The organism is Mesorhizobium sp. GbtcB19, assembly GCF_019091085.1.
Classification (GTDB): Bacteria; Pseudomonadota; Alphaproteobacteria; order Rhizobiales; family Rhizobiaceae; genus Mesorhizobium.
The window spans coordinates 33830-54676 of the sequence record NZ_JAGXJY010000029.1; the positions used below are offsets into that span (position 1 = coordinate 33830).

At 65.1% G+C, this 20847-nt stretch carries 21 protein-coding genes; 13 read left to right on the forward strand and 8 right to left on the reverse strand.

What is annotated here, in order from left to right:
• Nucleotides 1-150: 150 nt before the first annotated feature.
• On the forward strand, nucleotides 151-273 hold the full coding sequence (locus KVT37_RS33885) for a hypothetical protein (RefSeq protein ID WP_306797030.1): 123 nt from the start codon (nucleotides 151-153) through the stop codon (nucleotides 271-273).
• A 42-nt stretch (nucleotides 274-315) separates the two neighbouring features.
• Here the strand turns inward: KVT37_RS33885 and KVT37_RS29450 are convergent, their stop codons facing one another.
• The 5 genes from KVT37_RS29450 to KVT37_RS29470 all read right to left on the reverse strand — a co-directional run bounded on the left by KVT37_RS29450 (nucleotide 316) and on the right by KVT37_RS29470 (nucleotide 5122).
• Complete coding sequence (locus KVT37_RS29450; RefSeq protein WP_217578539.1) at nucleotides 316-1077, reverse strand: SDR family NAD(P)-dependent oxidoreductase; 762 nt, start codon at nucleotides 1075-1077, stop codon at nucleotides 316-318.
• An 11-nt stretch (nucleotides 1078-1088) separates the two neighbouring features.
• On the reverse strand, nucleotides 1089-1901 hold the full coding sequence (locus KVT37_RS29455) for an ABC transporter permease (RefSeq protein WP_217578540.1): 813 nt from the start codon (nucleotides 1899-1901) through the stop codon (nucleotides 1089-1091).
• On the reverse strand, nucleotides 1901-2764 hold the full coding sequence (locus KVT37_RS29460; protein ID WP_217578541.1) for an ABC transporter permease: 864 nt from the start codon (nucleotides 2762-2764) through the stop codon (nucleotides 1901-1903). Before KVT37_RS29460 ends, KVT37_RS29455 begins: the two co-directional genes overlap by 1 nt.
• A 77-nt stretch (nucleotides 2765-2841) precedes the next feature.
• Nucleotides 2842-4005 (reverse strand): PotD/PotF family extracellular solute-binding protein, encoded by a 1164-nt coding sequence (locus KVT37_RS29465; protein WP_217578542.1) that lies wholly within the window; start codon nucleotides 4003-4005, stop codon nucleotides 2842-2844.
• Nucleotides 3986-5122, reverse strand: a complete 1137-nt coding sequence (locus KVT37_RS29470; protein WP_217578543.1) for an ABC transporter ATP-binding protein — start codon at nucleotides 5120-5122, stop codon at nucleotides 3986-3988. The genes KVT37_RS29465 and KVT37_RS29470 overlap by 20 nt, the downstream gene beginning before the upstream one ends.
• A 118-nt stretch (nucleotides 5123-5240) precedes the next feature.
• Between KVT37_RS29470 and KVT37_RS29475 the strand changes: the two genes are divergently transcribed.
• On the forward strand, nucleotides 5241-6053 hold the full coding sequence (locus KVT37_RS29475) for a LuxR C-terminal-related transcriptional regulator (RefSeq protein ID WP_254634340.1): 813 nt from the start codon (nucleotides 5241-5243) through the stop codon (nucleotides 6051-6053).
• Here the strand turns inward: KVT37_RS29475 and KVT37_RS29480 are convergent.
• On the reverse strand, nucleotides 6031-6684 hold the full coding sequence (locus KVT37_RS29480) for a GntR family transcriptional regulator (RefSeq protein ID WP_254634341.1): 654 nt from the start codon (nucleotides 6682-6684) through the stop codon (nucleotides 6031-6033). The genes KVT37_RS29475 and KVT37_RS29480 overlap by 23 nt on opposite strands.
• Before the next feature lie 338 nt (nucleotides 6685-7022).
• Between KVT37_RS29480 and KVT37_RS29485 the strand changes: the two genes are divergently transcribed.
• Genes KVT37_RS29485 through atzF form a run of 8 tightly spaced genes read left to right on the forward strand, consistent with a single transcriptional unit; the run spans nucleotide 7023 to nucleotide 15363 of the window.
• Nucleotides 7023-8150, forward strand: a complete 1128-nt coding sequence (locus KVT37_RS29485) for a BMP family ABC transporter substrate-binding protein (RefSeq protein ID WP_217578545.1) — start codon at nucleotides 7023-7025, stop codon at nucleotides 8148-8150.
• A 28-nt stretch (nucleotides 8151-8178) separates the two neighbouring features.
• Complete coding sequence (locus KVT37_RS29490) at nucleotides 8179-9303, forward strand: ABC transporter permease (RefSeq protein WP_217578546.1); 1125 nt, start codon at nucleotides 8179-8181, stop codon at nucleotides 9301-9303.
• On the forward strand, nucleotides 9303-10229 hold the full coding sequence (locus KVT37_RS29495) for an ABC transporter permease (protein ID WP_217578547.1): 927 nt from the start codon (nucleotides 9303-9305) through the stop codon (nucleotides 10227-10229). Before KVT37_RS29490 ends, KVT37_RS29495 begins: the two co-directional genes overlap by 1 nt.
• Nucleotides 10230-10281: 52 nt before the next feature.
• The gene (locus tag KVT37_RS29500) at nucleotides 10282-10983 is read left to right on the forward strand and encodes a cysteine hydrolase family protein (protein WP_135870884.1); all 702 of its coding nucleotides are present in this window, start codon (nucleotides 10282-10284) and stop codon (nucleotides 10981-10983) included.
• 10 nt (nucleotides 10984-10993) lie between these two features.
• On the forward strand, nucleotides 10994-12523 hold the full coding sequence (locus tag KVT37_RS29505) for an ABC transporter ATP-binding protein (protein ID WP_217578548.1): 1530 nt from the start codon (nucleotides 10994-10996) through the stop codon (nucleotides 12521-12523).
• Nucleotides 12523-13191, forward strand: a complete 669-nt coding sequence (locus KVT37_RS29510; protein ID WP_217578549.1) for a cysteine hydrolase family protein — start codon at nucleotides 12523-12525, stop codon at nucleotides 13189-13191. The genes KVT37_RS29505 and KVT37_RS29510 overlap by 1 nt, the downstream gene beginning before the upstream one ends.
• Nucleotides 13184-13534 carry a cupin domain-containing protein gene (locus KVT37_RS29515; RefSeq protein WP_217578550.1) on the forward strand — a complete coding sequence of 117 codons (351 nt, stop codon included), beginning with the start codon at nucleotides 13184-13186 and terminating at the stop codon, nucleotides 13532-13534. Before KVT37_RS29510 ends, KVT37_RS29515 begins: the two co-directional genes overlap by 8 nt.
• Entirely contained in the window at nucleotides 13531-15363 is a 1833-nt protein-coding gene (gene atzF / locus KVT37_RS29520) for an allophanate hydrolase (RefSeq protein ID WP_217578551.1), read from the forward strand. Before KVT37_RS29515 ends, atzF begins: the two co-directional genes overlap by 4 nt.
• A 22-nt stretch (nucleotides 15364-15385) precedes the next feature.
• Here the strand turns inward: atzF and uxuA are convergent, their stop codons facing one another.
• Nucleotides 15386-16570 carry a mannonate dehydratase gene (uxuA, locus tag KVT37_RS29525; protein ID WP_217578552.1) on the reverse strand — a complete coding sequence of 395 codons (1185 nt, stop codon included), beginning with the start codon at nucleotides 16568-16570 and terminating at the stop codon, nucleotides 15386-15388.
• A gap of 208 nt (nucleotides 16571-16778) precedes the next feature.
• Here uxuA and KVT37_RS29530 point away from each other — a divergent pair, with 208 nt between their 5' ends.
• The 3 genes from KVT37_RS29530 to KVT37_RS29540 all read left to right on the forward strand — a co-directional run bounded on the left by KVT37_RS29530 (nucleotide 16779) and on the right by KVT37_RS29540 (nucleotide 20012).
• Complete coding sequence (locus tag KVT37_RS29530) at nucleotides 16779-17561, forward strand: SDR family NAD(P)-dependent oxidoreductase (protein WP_217578553.1); 783 nt, start codon at nucleotides 16779-16781, stop codon at nucleotides 17559-17561.
• 159 nt (nucleotides 17562-17720) lie between these two features.
• Nucleotides 17721-18419 (forward strand): GntR family transcriptional regulator, encoded by a 699-nt coding sequence (locus tag KVT37_RS29535; protein WP_217578554.1) that lies wholly within the window; start codon nucleotides 17721-17723, stop codon nucleotides 18417-18419.
• Between the two features lie 237 nt (nucleotides 18420-18656).
• Entirely contained in the window at nucleotides 18657-20012 is a 1356-nt protein-coding gene (locus tag KVT37_RS29540; RefSeq protein ID WP_217578555.1) for a glutamine synthetase family protein, read from the forward strand.
• Nucleotides 20013-20022: 10 nt separating this feature from the next.
• Here KVT37_RS29540 and KVT37_RS29545 read toward each other — a convergent pair whose 3' ends face one another.
• Complete coding sequence (locus tag KVT37_RS29545) at nucleotides 20023-20664, reverse strand: ThuA domain-containing protein (RefSeq protein ID WP_217578556.1); 642 nt, start codon at nucleotides 20662-20664, stop codon at nucleotides 20023-20025.
• Between the last annotated feature and the right edge of the window lie 183 nt (nucleotides 20665-20847).

Genomic DNA, 20847 nt, shown 5'->3' on the forward strand with positions numbered 1-20847 from the left:
GCGTTATCCGAGGACGGACGCCCGCCTGTGGCCGGCCGCAAGGCCGGATGCGGAGCGGCCTGCACCCCTTCGGTCCAGCCGTCGCGAACGACATGCGAACCGACTTTCGTATCCTCGGCACGCTGCAGGTTCTCGTGGCGGCAGCAGCGCATGATCAGCGATACCCGGCGCGCGCAAAAGAAATACCGCCGGCAAAAAACGGATGCCTTTCGCGATATCGCTGTCTTGCAGCTTGCATGGCGGGTCTCATCAGGTTCGGAGTTGATGGTTTGACCGATCATCGCTGCCGACGCAAGTCCGCTTCGCTGGACCAGATCAGCCGATGCTCTCGCCGCCGTCGACCACCAGGGCCTGGCCGGTCATGAAGGATGAACGGTCGGAGACTAGGAACAGGATGGCTTCGGCGATCTCCTCCGCGCTTGCCCAACGCCCCATCGGGATCTTGGTGCGGACATAGTTTTCGATCGCGTCACGCCCGCCCATCTGGGCGATGAACGGTTCGTTGAACGGCGTGTCGACCCAGCCGGGGCAAAGCGCGTTGATGCGCACATTGTGCTTTGCATAGTCGAGCGACATCTGCCTGGTCATCGCCACCACGGCATGCTTTGAGGTGGCATAGGCGATCATCTCGCGATCGTAGAAGACGCCGGAATTGGACGCCGTGTTGAGGATGACACCGCCGCCTTGCGCGATCATCGCCGGCATGACGGTCTTCGCCGCGAGGAACTGCGCCCGCACATTGATGCGCCATGAGGCGTCCATGCCGTCGGTGCCGACTTCCGTCAGCGTGCCGCCGACCTGGATGCCGGCATGGCTGTGCAGGATGTCGATCCGGCCATGCCTGCCGAGCGTTCCCTCGATAAGCCCCTCGACGGCCGTATCATTGCCGACATCGGTGGCGACCGCCTCTGCACGGCCACCTGCGTCGCGAATGTCGGACGCCGTGGCTTCGCCGGCCGCCGGATCGCGGTCGGCGATGACCACGAGCGCCCCTTCCCGCGCCATGATCATGGCGCCGGCGCGGCCGATGCCCGACCCGGCGCCTGTCACCACGGCGATACGGTCCTTCAAAATCATGGATCTGTCTTTCAAGGCGATGGCTTTCGCCGGCCGAGCTGCCATTGCGCGAGCAGCACCAGCACGACCGAAGCGCAGAGCACGATCGTAGCGATGGCGTTGATCTCCGGCGTCACGCCGCGGCGGATCGAGGCGAAGACATAGATCGGCAATGTCGTCTGGGCGCCGGCGACGAAGAAGGCGATGATGAAGTCGTCGAAGGAAAAGGTGAAGGCGAGCAGGAAGCCGGCAATCACCGCCGGCATGATCTGCGGCAGCACGATCGAGCGGAATGTCGTCAGCGGCGTGGCGTAGAGATCGCTCGAGGCCTCGACCAGATTGCGGTCGAGGCTGGCGAGCCGCGTGCCGACGATCATCGTCACCAGCGCCATGGAAAACAGCCCGTGCGCGGCGATGATCGAGCCATAGCCGAGCGAAAGCCGTGGCGGCTGGTCGGTCGGCCAAAGCTCGGCGAGGAACGGATTGACGACGGCGAAAAGCTGCACCAGCGCCACCAGCGTCGAGATGCCGATGACGACCCCAGGAACGACGATCGCCGCGCCCAGCAGCGCATCGAAGAGCGCCCGCGTCCGCGCGCCGACCCGTTGCAGCCCGAGCGCCGCGGCCGTGCCGCAGAACGCCGCCAGCAGCGCGCTGGTGGTGGCGATGAAGAGGCTGTTCTTCAGCGCTTCGACCAGGAACGGGTTCGACAGCGCCTTGCCGTACCATTGCACCGAGAAGCCGGTGAACTCGCTGGCATGATGGCCGGCATTGAAGGAGAACAGCACGACCAGCGCGATCGGCAGATAGAGGAAGGTAAAGACGGCAACGACGAAGGCGCGCATCAGATCAAATCCACCCGGCGTGCGCCCGAGAGCCGGGTCGAGACGCGGTTGGCGACGATCAGCACCACCACCGACACAAGCACCAGTGTGATGGCGATCGCCGATCCGAACGGCCAGTTGCGCGATTGCAGGAAGAGATCGACCAGCGCATTGCCGATGAAGAACACCTTGCCGCCGCCGAGCAGCGTTGGGATCAGATATTCGCCGAGCAGCAGGATCATCACCAGCGAGAAGCCGGTCATCACGCCGGGCAGCGACAGCCTGAGCGTCACGCCAAGGAAGGTCGACAAGGGCGTCGCGCCGAGATCGGCGGAAGCCTCGAGCAGGCGCCGGTCGAGCCGCTCCAGGCTGACATAGATCGGCAGGATCATCAGCGGCAGATAGCCATAGACGATACCGAGCAGCACCGCGCCCGGCGTGTTGATCAGCCGCAGGTCCTCGATGCCGACATAGGCGAGCAGGGCCGGAATGCCGCGCCCGCCGAGGATGTACATCCACGCATAGGTGCGCATCAGCAGGCTGGTCCAGAACGGGATGACGATCATCGCGAGCAGGATCAGCCGCCAGCGCTGCGGTGCGCGCAGCGCCAGATAATAGGCGACCGGATAAGCGACGAGCAGGCAGGCCAGCGCCCCGACCGGCGCCAGCACCATCGTGTTCCAGAAGGCGGTCGCCCGCGCCGGCAGGTTGGCATATTGCGCGAAGGTGAGCGCGGCCTGATAGCCGCCCTCGGGCGCCCGCTCGCCAACGCTGAAAATGGCGATGGCGATGAAGGGCAGCACCAGGAACACGACCAGCCACAGCGTCGCCGGCGCGAGCAGCAGCGCCGTCATCAGGTTTTTGCGAAGAAGACTGCCGCGCATCGAGAAAGCCGGTTGGGAACCGGCGGACTTTCGTCCGCCGGTCGCATTGTCTGGTTCGGGTTTGTGGCCGGTCTCGCTCAAGCCGACTTGAAGCGCGCCATCAGCTCGGCGCGGCCCGGATCGGTCAGCGTCGCCGCGGCGCCGAACTCGAGCGGCTTCAACAGATCGGCCGCCGGATAAAGGATCGGGTTGTCGAGCACTTCCTTGGGCAGCAGCGCGTTGACCCGCGCGTCGGTCGAGGGCGCGCCATTGGCCAGATGCTCCTTCACCGCGACCTTCGGGTTCATCAGGTAGTTGAGCAACGCATAGCCGGCCGGCTTGTTCGGCGCGTCCTTCGGGATGGCGTAGAAGTCGGTCCAGATCTCGCCGCCTTCCTTGCCGAGCACATAGGCGATCTCGGGAATGTCGCGGTGGAGCTGCGCGCCGTCATTGGTCCAGCACATCGTCATCCAGGCATCGCCGGCGCGCATCCCCGGCTGGTAGTCGCTCGACACCGCGAACAGATGCGGCTTGACCTTGAGCAGCAGTTCCTCGGCCTTGGCGAGCTCGTCCTGTTTCAGCGAATTGAACGAATAGCCGTAATATTTCAACGCATTGCCGATCGTGGTCAGCTGGTAGTCATGCACCATGGTGCGGCCGTCGCCTTCGGCCATGGCGGTGTCCCAGAACTCCTTCCAGCTCGTCATCGGCTTGGCGAGCTTCTTGGTGTTGATCGCAATACCGGTCGTGCCCCAGTTCTTCGGCACCGCGTAGATCGTCCCGTCGATCGTGCCTTCCGCGGTGAAGCGCGCATCTTCCGACTTGCCGTCGAAATTGCCAAGCTTGGCCATGTCGAGCGCTTCGATGATGCCGAGCTTCTTGTAGGTCGAGATCGTGTAGTTGGTCGGCACGAACAGGCTCCAGCCCGAGCCACCGGCCTGCAGCTTGGCCAGCATCTCCTCGTTCGACCCGAAGACGTTGACCTCGACGGCGACGCCGGTCTCGGCCTTGAAGTTCTCGAAGGTCTGCGGATCGTGGTAGTTCGGCCAGGTGGCGATCGACATGCGGTCGCCGAGGTTTTCGGCGGCGAAGGCCGGCGTCGGCATGATGCCGAGCTCGCGCGCCATGACCGCGGTTGCGACACCGAGGCCGGTGAGGCCGAGGAAGTCGCGCCGGCTGATCGAGCCGCGCTTAAGGCGCATCAACTGGTCGACGAATTTATCGGGGCTTATCGGCAGTCCGTCACGATAGGATTTCGGCATTTTGGTCTTCCCTCTGGTTGGTCCCGTTATTGTTGGCGTGCGGAAACGCCAGCGGCGCTCCGGCGGCAAAGCCGATGGCGACGGGTTCGCCCGGCTTGAAGAGATTGCCCTGGCCGATCACGTGGTCGGCCTTGGCGAGTAGCGATCCGATGCCCTGGACCTCGATCGCGTATTCCGCCGTCGAGCCCAGGAAGATGCGGTTGCGGACGATGCCTTTCAGGCTGCCGCTTCCGGGCGCCGAGAGGCTGAGCGATTCCGGCCGCAGGCTGACGGATACGGCCTCGCCGCGGCTGAGCGGCACCCGCTTGCGCGCCGAAATCATCGTGCCGTCGGCAAGCGCGACATCGACCAGGTCACCGGACAACCCGGCCACCTTGCCGCTCACGAGATTGGTCTTGCCGACGAAATCGGCGACGAACAGGTCGGCCGGCTCGTCATAGATCTCGCTCGGTTGTCCAAGCTGAACGACGCGGCCGCCATTCATGACGCAGACGAAGTCGCTCATCGACAGCGCTTCCTCCTGGTCATGCGTGACCAGCACGAAAGTGATGCCGATCTCGCGCTGCAGGTTCTGCAGCTCGATCTGCATGTCGGTGCGCAGCTTCTTGTCGAGCGCCGCCAGCGGCTCGTCGAGCAACAGCACCGCCGGCTTGTTGACCAAAGCGCGGGCCAGCGCCACGCGCTGCTGCTGGCCGCCGGAAAGCTCGTGGATCTTGCGGCGGCCATAACCGCCGAGCTGCACCATCGAAAGCGCCTCGCCCGCTCTCTGGCTGATCTCGCGCGACGACAGCCGCGGCCTCGCCTGGCGCAGCCCGTAGGAGATGTTGTCCTCGACATCGAGATGCGGGAACAGCGCATATTGCTGGAACACCATGTTGACCGGCCGCCGGTAGGGCGGCGTTCCAGCCATGTCGCGGCCGCGGATCAGCACCTGGCCCTCGCTCGGCTGCTCGAAGCCGCCGATCATGCGCAGGCACGTCGTCTTGCCGCAGCCCGAGGGGCCGAGCAGCGCGACGAAGGCGGAAGGCGGGATGGCAAGGTCGATGCCGCTCACCGCGGTGACCGCGCCGTAGCGCTTGGTGACCGCGCGAAATTCGATATCGGGCACTGCAGTCAAGCCACGGGCTCCAGCGACAGCGTGAGGCAATGTCGTGACGCTAGCAGAGCCAATGCCGGCTAGTATATACCTCGCAGGTGGTATATTTAGCCGATTTTATCGTTTAGAGGGGTATGAATTGGCTGCCTCCCGGAGTGACGACTACAATTCTTTGGCCGCCGTGATTGCCGCGTCGCGTGAAACGGCAGGCGACCATTTCGGCAAGGCGATCGTCGGCTGGCTGCGCGGGCATGTCCGGTTCGACCATTGCGTGATCTTCGGCTATCGCGGTGCCGCGCGGCCGCCGCTCCTGTTCGAGACCTTCTCGCCGGCGGAGAGCCACATCTTCGTCGCGCTCTACCAGGAAGGACCCTATCTGCTCGACCCGTTCCATCACGCCGCCGTCGAGCGCAAGGAAGGTTTCTGGCGCATGCGCGAGCTGGCGCCCGACCGCTTCTATGCCAGCGAATACTACCGCTCCTATTACAGCCAGACCCGGCTGGCCGAGGAGGTCGGCTTCTTCGTGCCGCTGGCCGGCAAGGACGCGATGGTGCTTTCGCTGATGCGGCTGCGCGCCACCGGATCGTTCGGCACCGCCGACGCCCGGCTGCTGCGCGACATGGCCCCGGCGGTGATCGGCTTCTGCAAGCAGCGTTGGCCGGCTTTACCTGCCGACGAAGCCGCTATCCTGCCGACGAATGAAACAGCCACCATGCCCAACGACCTCGACCGTGCCCATATCTGGAAAAGCCTGTCGCTGACCTCGCGCGAGAAGCAGGTGGTAGACCTCGTGCTTCAGGGCCACTCCACGGAATCGATCGCCAGGGCGCTCAGAATCGTGCCGGGGACGGTCAAGGTCCACCGCCGCAACATCTACCGCAAGCTCAAGATCAAGTCGCAGGCCGGCCTTTTCGCCCGCTTCGTCGAGATCATCGACGCGCGGATCGGCTGAGCCTCTGTTCCATCGGGTCCGCGGCCGCGAACACCGCGCTTGCCTCGCTGACGATCGAAACGTGATCCCGGGCCGCCTTGCCCGCGGCCGCGCCGTCGCCACGCATGATCGCGGTGACGATCACATCGTGCTCCTGCCAGGATTTGGCCAACCGGCCGGGCAGCATGAATTGCGCGCGCCGAAACGGCGCCAGCCGGCTGCGGGTCGTCATGGTCAGATCATGGATATGCGTGCTGTGCGCGCCGCGATAAAGCCTGCTGTGGAAGTCGGTATTGAAATACTCGTAGTCCTCCTCGGCGCCGAGCTGCACCAGGCGCGCCGACGCCTGATGCTCCAGCTCCAGCGAGCGGCGCTCTGCGCCGGTCATGCGCTCGGCGGAGAAACGGGCGCAGATCGCTTCCAGCTCGGCCATGCTCTCGAACATCGAGGCGAGATGTTCCTGCGTGATCACGGCGACGATCGCGCCCCTGTTGGGCCGCCTTTCGACCAGCCCCATGGCGCTCAGATGGCCGAGCGCCTCCCGGACCGGCGTGCGCGAGACCTCGAAGCGGGCGGCGAGCGAGCCCTCGTCGAGCTTTTCGCCGGGGCGCAGATAGCCCGTGACGATGCGGTCCGCGATCGCCCGAACCATCTGATCCACGGTCGTGCCCGACCTGACCAAGCTGCGCTTTCCCGACACGTCTCCTCCCGCCCAACTTATTGCGGACGGCCCGCAAGGTGGACGGCCCACGGGTTGTTTCGACTCAAGGCCGCATCCCTGTATGCCTAGATTTTGACCTCAGTGTCAAATTGATCGCTTTTCAGGCAAAAAGTGCATGCACTTGCCTTTGGTTTATGCAGGCCTTCTAAATTCATCCATTGATTTTATTACAGAAAATCAGAAAAAGAAACTGGCATAGCGATTGCATGCACTTTCTTGACAACATGTTAACCGACCCCGTCAGGGTCCAAGAAAGGGGAGCATTCGATATGACCGGGAAATTCATGCTTAGCCGCCGCGACCTGCTCAAGACCTCCGCCGCCGGGGCGGCGCTCGGCCTGGCCTCGGCAGCCTTTCCGATCCGCGCCGCGCGCGCCGCCGCCGCGACCGTCGGCTTCATCTATGTCGGGCCGAAGGACGACTATGGCTACAACCAGGCGCATGCCGAAGGCGCGGCCTCGCTGAAGGGCATCGAAGGCATTTCCATCGTCGAGGAAGAAAACGTCCCCGAGACGGTCGACGTCCAGAAGACGATGGAATCGATGATCAATCTCGACGGCGCCTCGCTGATCTTCCCGACCTCCTTCGGCTATTTCGACCCGCATATGCTGGCCATGTGCGCCAAGTTCCCGGACGTGCAGTTCCGCCATTGCGGCGGCATGTGGAACAAGGACAAGCACCCGATGAATGCCGGCTCCTATTTCGGCTATATCGGCTTGGGCCAGTACCTCAACGGCGTCGTCGCCGGCCACACCACCAAGTCGAAGAAGCTCGGCTTCGTCGCCGCCAAGCCGATCCCGCAGGTCCTGCTCAACATCAATTCCTTCCTGCTCGGTGCGCGCTCGGTCGATCCGGCGATCACCTGCCAGGTGATCTTCACCGGCGAATGGTCTCTGGCAGTGAAGGAGGCCGAGGCCACCAACGCGCTGGTCGACCAGGGTGCCGACGTCATCACCTGCCATGTCGACAGCCCCAAGGTGGTGGTCGAGACGGCCGCCGGCCGCGGCGCCTTCGTCTGCGGCTATCACGCCAATCAGAGCCCGCTGGCGCCGGAGAAATACTTGACCGGCGCGGAGTGGAACTGGGCCAAGGTCTACAAGATGTTCGTCGACGACCTCATCGCCGGCAAGCCGCTGCCCAACTTCACGCGCGGCGGACTGGCCGACGGCTTCGTCAAGATGAGCCCGCTTGGCCCCGCCGTCGGCGAAGCGGCGCGCAAGCAGTTCGACGCCACGCTGGCGGAAATGATGAAGGGCGGTTTCTCCGTCATCAAGGGACCGTTGAAGAGCAACAAGGGCGCCGTCGTCGCGACCGAAGGCCAGGCCTTTGTCGAAACCGCCATCGAGCTCGAAAGCATGGACTATCTCGTCGAGGGCGTCGTCGGCTCGACGGCCTGAACCGGGCAGGCTCCGAGGGAGACGGGACATGGCGGACACTGTGAGCGGCCCGGATGTGCGGACCATCCTCGACGCCGGAGGATACCGGGCGGCGCTCGAATGGACCGCAAGGCGGGCGGAGGCCTTCGTCATTCCGCTCGCGGCGCTGGTCGTCGGCATGGTGCTGTTCAGCCTGTTCATCCTGGCTGTCGGCAAGTCGCCGGTCCAGCTCTACGAGACGATGTGGCGGGGCGGCTTCGGCTCCTGGTTCTCGATCCAGAACTCGCTGTCGCGCGGCGCGCCGCTCCTGCTTGCGGCGCTCTGCGTGGCGCTGCCGGCTCGTCTCGGCCTGGTGGTCATCGGCGGCGAGGGCGCCATCGTGCTCGGCGGGGTCGCCGCGGCCGCCATCGGCGTGGCGCTGAACGGCGCGCCGTCTTTTCTCGTCATCCTCCTCATGGGCGTGGGGGCCCTGGCCGCCGGCGGCATCTGGATAGGTGTCGTCGGCGCGCTCCGCCATTACCGTGCCGTCAACGAGACGATCTCCAGCCTGCTGATGGCCTACATAGCCATCGCGCTGATGAACCATCTGGTGGAAGGGCCGCTGCGCGATCCGGCCTCGCTCAACAAACCCTCGACCCAACCCCTGGCCGACATCTACCGCGTCGGCAACATCCCGGGCATGGAGGTGCATTGGGGCCTCGTCGTCGGCATCCTCGCCTGCGTGCTCTCCTGGCTGCTGATGGAGAAGACCCGCTGGGGCTTTGCCGCCCGCATCGCCGGCGGCAATGTCAGGGCGGCACAGGTGCAGGGCTTGGCGGTCGGGCCGCTGATCGCCGGCTTCACCGCGCTGGCGGGTGGCTTTGCCGGACTTGCCGGCATGCTGGAGGTCGCGGCCGTGCAAGGCAGCGCCAATGGCTCGCTTGCCGCGGGCTACGGCTATACCGGCATCCTCGTCGCCTTCCTCGCCCGCCACAATCCGCTTGCCATCATCCCTGTCGCCATCCTGCTTGGCGGCATCGACGCGTCCGGCGGGCTGATCCAACGCCGCATGGACTTGCCCGACGCGACCGTGCTGGTGCTGCAGGGCATGCTCTTCATCGTCATCTTGTTCAGCGAAACCTTCTACGGCCGCTTCAAGCTCTTCAACCCCGATCTCTGGCAGAGGGGCACCTGATGGAAACGACCGACATCGGCCTGTGGGGCGTGCCGCTCGCCTTGCTTGGCGGCGCCATCCGCGTCTCCACGCCCTTCATCTTCGTCTCGCTCGGCGAAGCCATCACCGAGCGCTCCGGCCGCATCAATCTCGGCCTCGAAGGCACGCTGGTGTTCGGCGCCATGAGCGCCTACGCGGTCGCGGTGATCACCGGCTCGCCATGGCTCGGCCTGGTGGCCGCAGCGCTCGCCGGCCTCTGCTTCGGTCTCTTCCACGGCTGGATCTGCAAATTCCCGAAGGTCAACGACATCGCCATCGGCATCGCCCTGATGCTGTTCGGCTCTGGGCTAGCGTTCTTCTTCGGCAAGCCGTTCATCCAGCCCTCCGCGCCAGACCTGCCGGCGATCCCCTTCGGCGCCTGGTCGAACATCCCGCAGGTGCAGGCGGCGCTCAACGTCAACGTGCTGTTCCTGATCGGCGCGGCGCTTGCCGTCTTCCTCTGGTGGGCGTTCCGCAACACCCGTGTCGGCCTGATCGTGCGCGTGGTCGGCGACAGCGCCGACGCCGCGCGCGCCATGGGGTTGAATCCGAACACGGTGCGCCTTCTGGCCACCGGCGTCGGCGGCGCGCTCGCCGGCATCGGCGGCGCCTATCTGTCGCTCTACTATCCGGGCAGTTGGACCGAACGCATCTCGTCGGGCCAGGGGTTGATGGCGGTGGCGCTGGTCATCTTCGCGCGCTGGAACCCGCTCGGCTGCTTTGCGGCGGCGCTCCTGTTCGGCGGCGCCGGCGCCCTAGGTCCGGCGCTGCAATCCGTGGGCGTCACGCAGGGCTACTACCTCTTCTACGCCGCGCCCTACATCCTCACCCTCATCATCATGATCGCCACCTCGTCGCCGAGCCGCACGCTCGCCGGCGCGCCGGGCGAACTGTCGATCACCAAATGACCGCGCGCCACGAACCGCCCCTGGAACGGCTTGAGAGACCGGAGTCTTTGCCATGAACGCCAGAGCCGAGATCACCCAGCGCTACATCGACGCCGATCCCTATCCCTGGCCCTACAATGGCGATTTGAGGCCGGACAACACGGCGCTGATCATCATCGACATGCAGACCGATTTCTGCGGGCCGGGCGGCTATGTCGACCATATGGGCTACGACCTGTCGCTGGTCAGGGCGCCGATCGAGCCGATCAAGTCGGTGCTCTCCGCCATGCGGGCCAAAGGCTACACCATCATCCACACCCGCGAGGGCCATCGCCCCGACCTCGCCGACCTGCCGGCCAACAAGCGCTGGCGCTCGCGCCGCATCAATGCCGGCATCGGCGATCCGGGCCCGTGCGGCCGCATCCTGGTGCGCGGCGAGCCGGGTTGGGACATCATCCCCGACCTCTATCCGGCCGAGGGCGAGCCGATCATCGACAAGCCCGGCAAAGGCTCGTTCTGCGCCACCGACCTGGAGCTGATCCTCAACCAGCGCGGCATCGAAAACATCGTGCTCACCGGCATCACCACCGATGTCTGCGTACACACCACCATGCGCGAGGCCAACGACCGCGGCTTCGAATGCGTGATGCTGGAGGATTGCTGCGGGGCGACCGACTACGGCAACCACCTGGCGGCAATCAAGATGATCAAGATGCAGGGCGGCGTGTTCGGCGCCGTCTCGAACTCCGCCGCGCTCGTCGCGCAGTTGCCGTGAGGAGCCGGCGATGAGCGGAACGCACAGAAAGGCGATCGGCGTCGAGACCATCGGCATGACCATGCGCTTCGGCGCCTTCACCGCGCTGGACGATGTTTCCATCAAGGTACCGGCAGGCTCCTTCCATGCCTTGCTCGGCGAGAACGGCGCCGGCAAGTCGACGCTGGTCAAATGCATGATGGGTTTCTACCACCCGACATCGGGCGACATGCTGGTCGACGGGCGCCAGGTCGCGATCGCCAGCCCCAGGGATGCCTCGGCCCTCGGCCTCGGCATGGTCTATCAGCACTTCACGCTGGTACCTTCGCTGACGGGCGCCGAGAACCTGGTCATCTCGCGCGAGAAGGTGCCCGGCGTCATCGACTGGCGCAAGGAGCGCGGCGAGCTTGCCCAGTTCATGGAACGCATGCCGTTTAAGCTGCCGCTCGACGTGAAGGTGGCCGAGCTCGCCGCCGGCGAGAAGCAAAAGCTGGAGATCATCAAGCAGCTCTATCTCGGCCGCAACTTCCTGGTGCTGGACGAGCCGACATCGGTACTCACCCCTGGCGAGGCGCAGGAAGTGCTTGGCCTGGTGCGCGGCATGACGAAGGCGGGCGATCTCACCGCGCTGATGATCTCGCACAAATTCCATGAGGTTACGGCATTTGCCGACGACATCACCGTGCTGCGCAAGGGCAGGCTCACGGGCACCGGCAAGGTTTCCGACCTCTCCCACAGGGAGATGGCGGCGATGATGATCGGCGACCAGCCGATCGCCGCGCTCGACAGCCGCGCCGCGCCGAAGCCGGACGCCGAGATCGTGCTCAAAGTGAAGGCGCTGAAGGCGCCGGACCGCACCGGGCTGAAGTCGATCGACATCGCCGACCTCGGCGTGCGTTCCGGCGAGATCGTCGGCATCGCCGGTATCTCCGGCAATGGCCAGAAGGAGTTTTTGGAAGTGCTGGCCGGACAGCGCCCGCGCAATGGCGGCGAGGTGATGGTACGCGGCAGCGCCTACGCAGCGACGCGCGCCGAGGCGCGCGCGCTCAACGTGCGGCTCATCCCGGAGGAGCCGCTCAAGAATGCCTGCGCGCCAAGGATGACGGTCGCCGAAAACATCGCCTTCCGCACCTTCGACATCGACGGCAGCGGCAAGCCGGTGAGCTGGATCAGCGCCGGCGCCATCAAATCCTTCAGCGCCCGGCTGGTCGAGCAGTTCAAGGTCAAGACGGCTTCGCTCTCCTCACCCATCGCCTCGCTGTCCGGCGGCAATGTGCAGCGCGCGGTGCTCGCCCGAGAACTCACGGGTGAGGTCGACTTGCTGATCGTCTCAAACCCGTGCTTCGGCCTAGACTTCTCGGCCGTCGCTGAAATCCGCGCCCGCATCATGAAGGCGCGCAATGCGGGGGCAGCGGTGCTCCTGATGTCGGAAGACCTCGACGAACTCCTGGAACTCTCGGACCGCATCCTCGTCATGTCCGACGGCTCGCTCGTCTACGAGACTCCGATCGCGCAGGCGAGCGTCCAGACGATCGGCGAACACATGGCGGGGCATCATTGATGGCCGAGATCGCGGCACAGCCTTTCGCCTTTGCGTTCAAGCCTGAGACGACGGCGCTCATCGTCATCGACATGCAGCGCGACTTCGCCGAGCCGGGCGGCTTCGGCGCCAGCCTCGGCAACAATGTCAGCCGTGTAGTGGCGATCGTGCCGACGGTGAAGCGGCTGATCGAAGGCTTCCGTGCCGCCGGCCTGCCGGTGATCCACACCATGGAGTGCCACAGGCCGGACCTGTCGGACCTGCCGCCCGCCAAGCGCGACCGCGGCAACCCGTCGATCCGCATCGGCGATACCGGCCCGATGGGACGTGTGCTGATCGCCGGCGAGCCCGGCACCGCGATCCTCGACGAGCTCGCGCCGGCGCCCGGCGAGATCGTCATCGAGAAGCCCGGCAAGGGCGCCTTCTACGCGACTGGGCTTAGCGACGACCTCAAGCGGCTCGGCATCCGGCAACTGGTCTTTGCCGGGGTGACGACCGAAGTCTGCGTGCAGACGACGATGCGCGAGGCCAACGACCGCGGCTATGAGTGCGTCGTCGCCGAAGATGCGACGGAGAGCTACTTCCCCGAATTCAAGGCGGCCGCCCTGGCCATGATCAGGGCGCAAGGCGCGATCGTCGGCTGGACGGCGACGACCGACCAGGTGCTCGAGGGAATTGCGAATGCCTAATCTCAGCTTTGCCGGCCTGCTTGACGGCGGCTGGCGCGACTTGGCGTTCGAGCCTTTCCGCGACGGCATCGGCGTGCACTGGCTGCTCAAGGGCGGCCCGGTCGAGCCGTCGGTCGCGCTGCTCAAATACCAACCGGCCGCCAGCGTGCCGCGCCATCGCCACGCCGGGCTGGAAACCATCGTCGTGCTGGAGGGTATCCAGAGCGACGAGAACGGCGACTATCCGGCGGGCAGCGTGATCCTCAATCCGGTCGGTACCGAGCATTCGGTGTGGACGAAGGACGGCTGCGTCGTGCTGATCCAATGGGACCTGCCGGTGATCATTCTGGGGGAGACGAAATGAACGATATCCGCTTCGACATCGGCAGCCTGCACGCTGCCTACCAGGCCGGCGCCAGCGTTACCGAGGTCATCGATTGGATCTTCGCCCGCATCGAAGCGGCAAGCGACCCCGGCATCTTCATCCACCTTGCGACGAGAGCCGAGATACTGGCCGAAGCCGAGGCGCTCGGCCCGTTCGATCCCGCGGCGAAGCCGCTCTGGGGCATCCCCTTCGCCGTCAAGGACAACATCGACGTTGCCGGCATGCCGACCACCGCCGCTTGCGCCGAATATGCCTATACGCCCGTCAGGGATGCGACCGTCGTGGCGAGGCTCAAGGCGGCAGGCGCCTTGGTCATCGGCAAGACCAATCTCGACCAGTTCGCCACCGGCCTTGTCGGCGTGCGCACGCCATGGCCGATCCCGAGAAATGCCATCGATCCGAAACTGGTGCCCGGCGGCTCCTCCTCCGGCTCGGCGGTGGCGACGGCGCGAGGCATCGTCTCTTTCGCTCTTGGCACCGACACCGCCGGCTCCGGCCGCATTCCGGCTGGCCTCAACAACATCGTCGGGCTGAAGCCCACGGTCGGCGCGCTGTCCACGGCAGGCGTGGTGCCGGCCTGCCGGACGCTCGACTGCGTCTCGGTCTTCGCGCTGACCGTCGACGACGCCTATACGGTGTTCTCGGTCGCCGCGGCGCACGATCCCGCCGATCCCTATTCGCGCGACGTCGCCGTCCAGCCACTCGCAGCCCGCCCGCCGGTGCTGAACGTCGGCATCCCGGCAAAGGCCGACCTGAAGTTCTACGGCGATGCGTCGATGCAGGCTGGCTTCGAGGCTGCTCTCGCTGCCCTGGAAACGCTCGGCGCCAGGCTTGTCGAAATCCCGTTCGGCGACTTCTACGCCACCGCCGATCTTCTCTATGAAGGCGCCTGGGTGGCGGAGCGCTACGCGGCGATCCGCGATTTCTTCGAGGCGAATGAAGCAGCGCTCCATCCGGTGACGCGCAAGATCATCGGCGGCGCCAGAAACCTGTCGGCCGCCGACGCCTTTCGCGGCCTCTATGCCTTGCAGGCATACAAGGCGCGGCTCGCCCCCGTCATCGCCTCCGTCGACCTTTTCTGCGTGCCGACCGCGCCGACCCACTACACGGTCGATGCCGTGCTTGCCGATCCGATCGCCACCAATAGCCGGCTGGGCACCTACACCAATTTCGTCAATCTGCTCGACATGTGCGGCATCGCCGTGCCCACCGGTACGCGCGACGACGGCCTGCCGATGAGCGTCACCTTGCTGACGGCCGCCGGGCGGGACGCCCTCATCGCATCGGTCGGCCGTGACTTGCATGCCGCGAGCGGCTTGGCTCTCGGCGCGACCGGATGGCGACAGCCGGGCGCGCAGCCCGCCAGCGTGTCGGCCGAGGACGGCACGATCGAGCTTGTGGTGGTCGGCGCACATCTGTCGGGGATGCCGCTCAACGGCCAATTGAAGGAGGCCGGTGCGCGCTTCAGCAGGTCGGCACGAACGGCTCCGTCCTACAAACTTTATGCGCTCGCCGGCCAGACTCCGCCCAAGCCGGGGCTGGTCCGGGTCGGCAACGGTGGCACCGCCATCGAGATCGAGGTATGGCGCCTTTGCGCCGACGCCTTCGGCCGCTTCGTTGCGGCCATCCCGCCGCCGCTCGGCATCGGCACCATCGAGCTCGACGACGGCACGTCGGCTAAAGGCTTCCTCACCGAGACCGCGGGCCTATTGGCGGCGACGGACATCTCGCACTATGGCGGCTGGCGCAGCTTCGTAGCGAAAGCCATCGAGCCGGGACGACGGCTGGAAAGCGCCCCGGCGAGCTGAGCAGTGGTCGCGCTGGCCAGCCTCAGGCCAGCTCGAACCGCTCCACCGCCCGCATGATACCGCGCAATTCAGCCAAGCCCTTGAGCCGGCCGATCAGCGAATAGCCGGGATTGATTTTCGTCTTGCCGATATCGTCGGCGAGCAAGTGGCCGTGGTCCGGCCGCATCGGAATGCGCCAGTCGGACCGCCCCTCCTTGCGCCGCCGCGCCTCTTCCTTCATCAGCGCCAGGATGACTTCGGCCATATCGGTCGAACCTTCCAGATGCTCGGCCTCATAGAAGGAGCCGTCCTTTTCGCGTGTCACATTGCGAAGATGCGCGAAATGTATCCGGGGAGCGAATTCCTCGATCATCGCGACCAGGTCGTTGTCGGCGCGCACGCCGTAGGAGCCGGTGCAGAAGGTCAGCCCGTTCGACGGGCTGTCGACCGTGCCCAAGATGAAACGGGCGTCATCGGCGGTGGAGACGACCCGCGGCAGGCCGTAGAGCGAGAAGGGCGGATCGTCGGGATGGATGCACATGCGTGCCCCGACTTCCTCGGCCGCCGGAATGATCTCCTTCAGGAACCAGGCGAGGTTGGCGCGCAGCTCGGCCGGGCCGATCGCCGCGTAATCGGCGAGCGCATCGCGCATCGTCTCGCGATTGTAGGTGCGCTCGGTGGCCGGCAGTCCGGCGATCAGGTTGCGCTCGATCTTGTCGATGTCCTCATTGCTCAAGATCTTGAGCCGCGCTTCCGCTTCTTTCAGCCGCGCCGGGGTGTAGCTCGCCTCGGCATTCGGCCGCTTCAGCACGAAGACGTCGTAGGCGGCGAAATCGAGCGCATCGAAGCGCAGTGCGTAGCCGGTGGTCGGCAGCCTGTACATCAGGTCGGTGCGCGTCCAGTCCACCACCGGCATGAAATTATAGCAGATCGTCGAGACGCCGGCCTTGGCCAGCGCTCGGATCGTGTCCCGGTACCTGCCGGCGTAGCGCTCCCGCTCCGGCGTTCCGGTCTTGATCGAATTGTGGACGGGAATGCTTTCCACCACCGACCAGATCAGGTCCGCCGCCTCGATGATGCGCTTGCGGTCGAGGATCGCGTCGAGCGGCCAGGCGCTGCCGTCATAGATGTTGTGCAGCGCCGTGACGATGCCCGTAGCGCCTGCCTGCTTGATGTGGTCGAGCGTGACCGGATCGTTCGGGCCATACCAGCGCCAGCATTGTTCCATGACTGCCTCTCAAAGCATGCGTTTCAATGCATGTCGGGTTCTGAATGGCCGCCATGCACCGAAACAAAAACGTAAAGCGCGAGCGCTTCAGCGTGGTTGCGATCGACCATATTGTCGGATGACAATGGCCGTCAAATCAGGTGATTTCAGCGCCTTGCGCGCGAACCATCGACAGGCGCTTTCGTCCATCATTGCAGGAGTTTTGTCTATGAACGATTTCGACGGCAAGGTCGCCCTGGTGACGGGAACGACCGGCATAGGCGAGGCAACCGCGCGCCGTCTTGCCGAGGGTGGCGCCGCGATCATCGCGCTGGGCATCGACCAGGCGGCCAACGCGATGCTGCAGGGCGAGCTCAATCGTGCGGGCGCGGCCGCGCTCGTGCTCGCCACCGACGTTGCCGTGCCAGACCAGGTGGAGAAGGCAATCGCCGCCGGCGTCGCGAAATTCGGCGGGCTGGACGTCATCGTCAATTCGGCGGCCGTGCATCCCTATGGTACCGCGACGACGACGGATTTCGAGACCTGGAACCGGGCGATGTCCGTCAATGTCGGATCGATCTATCTCACCGCGCGTTTCGGCATTCCCGAAATGATCAAGCGCGGCGGCGGCGCCATCGTGAACGTCGCCTCAGTCCAAGGCACGGCCTGCCAGGAAAATGTCGCCGCTTACGCCACCACCAAGGGCGCGATCCACACGCTGACGCGCTCGCTGGCGCTCGACTATGCCCGAAAAGGCATCCGTGTGAACTCCGTCAGCCCGGGATCCGTCCGCACCCCGATCCTCGAACGCGCCGCCCGCGCCGGCGATCCCAATGCGGATGTCGAAGCCGCCTTCAAACGCTTCGGCGAAGCGCATCCGATCGGCCGCATCGGCGAGCCGGAGGAAGTGGCGGAACTGATCGCGTTCCTGTGTTCGTCCAAGGCAAGCTTCTGCACCGGTTCGGACTACCGAATAGACGGCGGCCTTTTGGCGGGTATCGGCGTGAGATAGCGCAACAGTCGCAGTCAAGCGGTTGGGAGGCGGACGCGCGCTCCCTTGCGACGGCGCGCTAACCGTCTATCGTGCATCGCCAATGCCACCGGGAAAGCATCCCCGCGGCGAACAGAGCGATGAATCAGATTTCAGGACGAATGAAGCAACGCATAACCCATGGCCGACAAATCGCAATTCGGACTGACCGCCGTCGCTACCGTTCCCCTGCATGAGAAAGTCTATCTGGAGCTCGTGCGGGCCCTTATGTCGGGCCAATTGCAACCCGGCCAGAAGCTGACCTCTCGCAAGCTGGCCAAGGAGCTCGGCACCAGCGATATGCCGGTGCGCAGCGCCTTCACGCGGCTGCAGGCGCTGAGGGCTCTAAGCCCGATGCCGAACGGCAGCGTCGAGGTGCCGCTGATCTCGGCCGAGCGCTTTGCGCAATTGACCGCGGTGCGCACGGTCCTGGAAGGCACCGCGACCGAGCTTGCGACCAAACGCATCAACGGTAACAATCTGCGCGCCATCCGCCGCCATTGCACCGAGTTGACCCAGGCCGCGCGCAGCGGCGACATCGAGAACTATCTGCGCAAGAACCACGACTTCAAATTCGGGGTCTACCGCCACTGCGGCAACGAGCAGATGATCTTCCTGATCGAGACGGTGTGGATGCAGGTCGGTCCGTTCCTGCGCAACCTTCGCATCGGCTTCGAGGACGATCTCGCCGGCATTCTCGGCATCGATTACCATGAGGAGGTCGTGGCGGCGATCGAGGCCGGCGACGGCGAGCGGGCGCGCGCGGCGATCGTGCGCGACATCGACGAGGGCGCGACCCACATCCTCGGCCAGGTGAAGTTCCCGGAACTGCGCCACTGACGTGCCGGAGCGAAGCGTGCCGATTCCAGCTTGGCTTTCGTCGGTCGGGCCGCTATGTTGCGATCGCAGATCGCAGAGAACGGACCCGAAATGCCACCCGATATCCCAGCTAGTGACTTGAAAAAATGAAGGAAAGTTATCCGGCGCAAGCCGGAGCAGCCTTCATGAACTCCTAAGCTGAAAATTGGATATCGTAGCCCACAAGGGCTACAGCACCTCAAAAACAGGGGCTGGAAATTGAGCGATGCGATTGCGGACGTTTTGAATTGGCTTGAAAGCAGGAAGGATATCCAGAGCCTCAGGGCCGCGGTGTGCGACCTGAACGGCATCATGCGCGGCAAGCGCATTCCGGTCGAACAGGCGCGCAAGGCGCTCGAAGGCAAGCTGCGCATGCCTTATTCGGCCATCGGCCTGGACATCTGGGGCGAGGACATCGAAGGCAACGCCCAGGTGTTCTCGACCGGTGACGCCGACGGGCTTTGCCACTGGACCGGTCGCGGCATACTGCCGGTCGACTGGACGGCGCATCCGACGGCGCTTCTGCCGCTCTGGCTGGCGGACGACAGCGGCGCGCCCTATCTCGGCGATCCGCGCCGCGCGCTGGCCCGCATCCTCGACCGCTATGCTGCGCTTGGCTTGACGCCGGTCACCGCGACCGAGCTCGAATTCTACCTCGTCGACCCGACATCGCAGCGGCCGGTCGGCCCGGTCTCGCCGGTCACCGGCAGGCGGCTCGATTCGGACGCTGCGCTCTCGATCGACGAGGTCGACGATTTCGAGGCCTTCATCCACGATATCTACGAAGCCTGCCGCATGCAGGACATTCCGGTCGACACCGCGATCGCCGAGAATGGCGTCGGCCAGTTCGAGATCAACCTCAACCATGTGCCCGACGCCTTGCGCGCCGCGGACGACGCGGTGCTGTTCAAGCGCACCGTGAAGGGCATTGCCCGCAAGCATGGCTTCGCCGCCTGCTTCATGGCCAAGCCCTATGGCGAGCGCGCCGGCAACGGTTTCCATGTCCATTTCAGCGTCCTCGACAAGGACGGCCACAACATCTTCGACGACGGCTCAGACCAGGGCTCCGACACCATGCGCCATGCCGTCGGCGGCCTGCTGGCCGCGATGGCGCAAAGCACGCTGGTGTTCGCGCCGCATTTCAATTCCTACCGCCGGCTGCGGCCGCGATCCTACGCGCCGACCGCCGTCGCCTGGGGCTACGAAAACCGCATGGTGGCGATTCGCATTCCGGGCGGCCCGTCGGCCGCGCGCCGCATCGAGCATCGCGTCTCCGGCGCCGACGCCAATCCCTATCTCGTGCTGGCGGCGATTCTCGGGGCGGCGTTGATCGGCATCGAGCGCCAGCTCTCGCCCGGCGAACCGACCGGCGGCGAAGGCCAGGGCCTGACACTCGCCAAGCTGCCGCCGGACTGGGCCTCGGCGATCGCCGCCTTCGAGGCAGGCCCGCGCGTTGCCGAGATCTTCCCGGACGTGCTGCGCGACGCCTTCGTCGCCTGCAAGCGCCAGGAGCTGAACACATTCGCGCTGAATGTCAGCGACTTCGAGATCGAGACCTATCTGGAGAGCGTTTAGGCAGCCTCGATCAGCGCGCCGCCCACGCAAGGCCACGGCGCAGGATGGTACGCATCTGCGGCACCTCGAACTCGGCTGCCACGTGACCCAGCGAGGAATAAAACACCCGTCCCTTGCCATGCCGGCGCTTCCAGACCACCGGCATGACGACGCCGTCGATCCACGCCGCATGCTCGCCTGAGAAGGTGGTCGTTGCCAGCACCTCGTTCGAGGGGTCGACATGCATGTAATATTGTTCGGAGCGGTAGGGGAAATCCTCGATGTCTTGCATGATCGGGTCGTCGCGCCGCGTCACCTTCACCTGATAGTCGATGATGTTGCCCGGATGCGCGACCCACTGCCCGCCGCACATGAACTGGTAGTCCGTCGACTCGCGAAACGCGTCACCCATGCCGCCATGATAGCCGCCGAGGCCGACGCCGTTCTCGACCGCCTTGGTCAGGTTGGCCACCTCTTCCTTGGCAATCTTGGACATGGTGTAGATCGGCACGATCAGACTGAGCTCCGCGATGGCCGGATCGGCGAAGACCGCGGTTGAGTTTTCGACCTGGACGGCAAAACCTTCTTCCTCGAGCATCGCCTTGACGGCACGCGCCCCGGCTTCAGGCTCGTGGCCCTCCCAGCCGCCCCACACGATCAGAGCCTGCCGCATTTTCCTCTCCTCATGCCTTGCGCCGGCCGGGTTTGCGGCAATGCGGCGTGAGGCGACCATCGCCGCAAAGTTCCGGTGAGTCGAGTTGGAAAGAAACTGAGCGCGAAAACAAAAACGGCCCGCTTAGATCGGGCCGTTTATTTGGCTTTGCGGGCAGGAATTGGTTTTGTCGGTTGTGGTGGG

What these genes read in the sequence shown, in the direction of transcription:
- KVT37_RS29510 (WP_217578549.1), top strand. Translation starts at nt 12,523, where the DNA reads ATGGCCGAGATCGCGGCACAGCCTTTCGCCTTTGCGTTCAAGCCTGAG.
- KVT37_RS29500 (WP_135870884.1), top strand. Translation starts at nt 10,282, where the DNA reads ATGAACGCCAGAGCCGAGATCACCCAGCGCTACATCGACGCCGATCCC.
- KVT37_RS29485 (WP_217578545.1), top strand. Translation starts at nt 7,023, where the DNA reads ATGACCGGGAAATTCATGCTTAGCCGCCGCGACCTGCTCAAGACCTCC.
- KVT37_RS29505 (WP_217578548.1), top strand. Translation starts at nt 10,994, where the DNA reads ATGAGCGGAACGCACAGAAAGGCGATCGGCGTCGAGACCATCGGCATG.
- KVT37_RS29535 (WP_217578554.1), top strand. Translation starts at nt 17,721, where the DNA reads ATGGCCGACAAATCGCAATTCGGACTGACCGCCGTCGCTACCGTTCCC.
- KVT37_RS29480 (WP_254634341.1), bottom strand. Translation starts at nt 6,684, where the DNA reads ATGGTTCGGGCGATCGCGGACCGCATCGTCACGGGCTATCTGCGCCCC.
- KVT37_RS33885 (WP_306797030.1), top strand. Translation starts at nt 151, where the DNA reads ATGATCAGCGATACCCGGCGCGCGCAAAAGAAATACCGCCGGCAAAAA.
- KVT37_RS29495 (WP_217578547.1), top strand. Translation starts at nt 9,303, where the DNA reads ATGGAAACGACCGACATCGGCCTGTGGGGCGTGCCGCTCGCCTTGCTT.
- KVT37_RS29490 (WP_217578546.1), top strand. Translation starts at nt 8,179, where the DNA reads ATGGCGGACACTGTGAGCGGCCCGGATGTGCGGACCATCCTCGACGCC.
- KVT37_RS29465 (WP_217578542.1), bottom strand. Translation starts at nt 4,005, where the DNA reads ATGCCGAAATCCTATCGTGACGGACTGCCGATAAGCCCCGATAAATTC.
- KVT37_RS29545 (WP_217578556.1), bottom strand. Translation starts at nt 20,664, where the DNA reads ATGCGGCAGGCTCTGATCGTGTGGGGCGGCTGGGAGGGCCACGAGCCT.
- KVT37_RS29515 (WP_217578550.1), top strand. Translation starts at nt 13,184, where the DNA reads ATGCCTAATCTCAGCTTTGCCGGCCTGCTTGACGGCGGCTGGCGCGAC.
- atzF (WP_217578551.1), top strand. Translation starts at nt 13,531, where the DNA reads ATGAACGATATCCGCTTCGACATCGGCAGCCTGCACGCTGCCTACCAG.
- KVT37_RS29460 (WP_217578541.1), bottom strand. Translation starts at nt 2,764, where the DNA reads ATGCGCGGCAGTCTTCTTCGCAAAAACCTGATGACGGCGCTGCTGCTC.
- uxuA (WP_217578552.1), bottom strand. Translation starts at nt 16,570, where the DNA reads ATGGAACAATGCTGGCGCTGGTATGGCCCGAACGATCCGGTCACGCTC.
- KVT37_RS29455 (WP_217578540.1), bottom strand. Translation starts at nt 1,901, where the DNA reads ATGCGCGCCTTCGTCGTTGCCGTCTTTACCTTCCTCTATCTGCCGATC.
- KVT37_RS29450 (WP_217578539.1), bottom strand. Translation starts at nt 1,077, where the DNA reads ATGATTTTGAAGGACCGTATCGCCGTGGTGACAGGCGCCGGGTCGGGC.
- KVT37_RS29530 (WP_217578553.1), top strand. Translation starts at nt 16,779, where the DNA reads ATGAACGATTTCGACGGCAAGGTCGCCCTGGTGACGGGAACGACCGGC.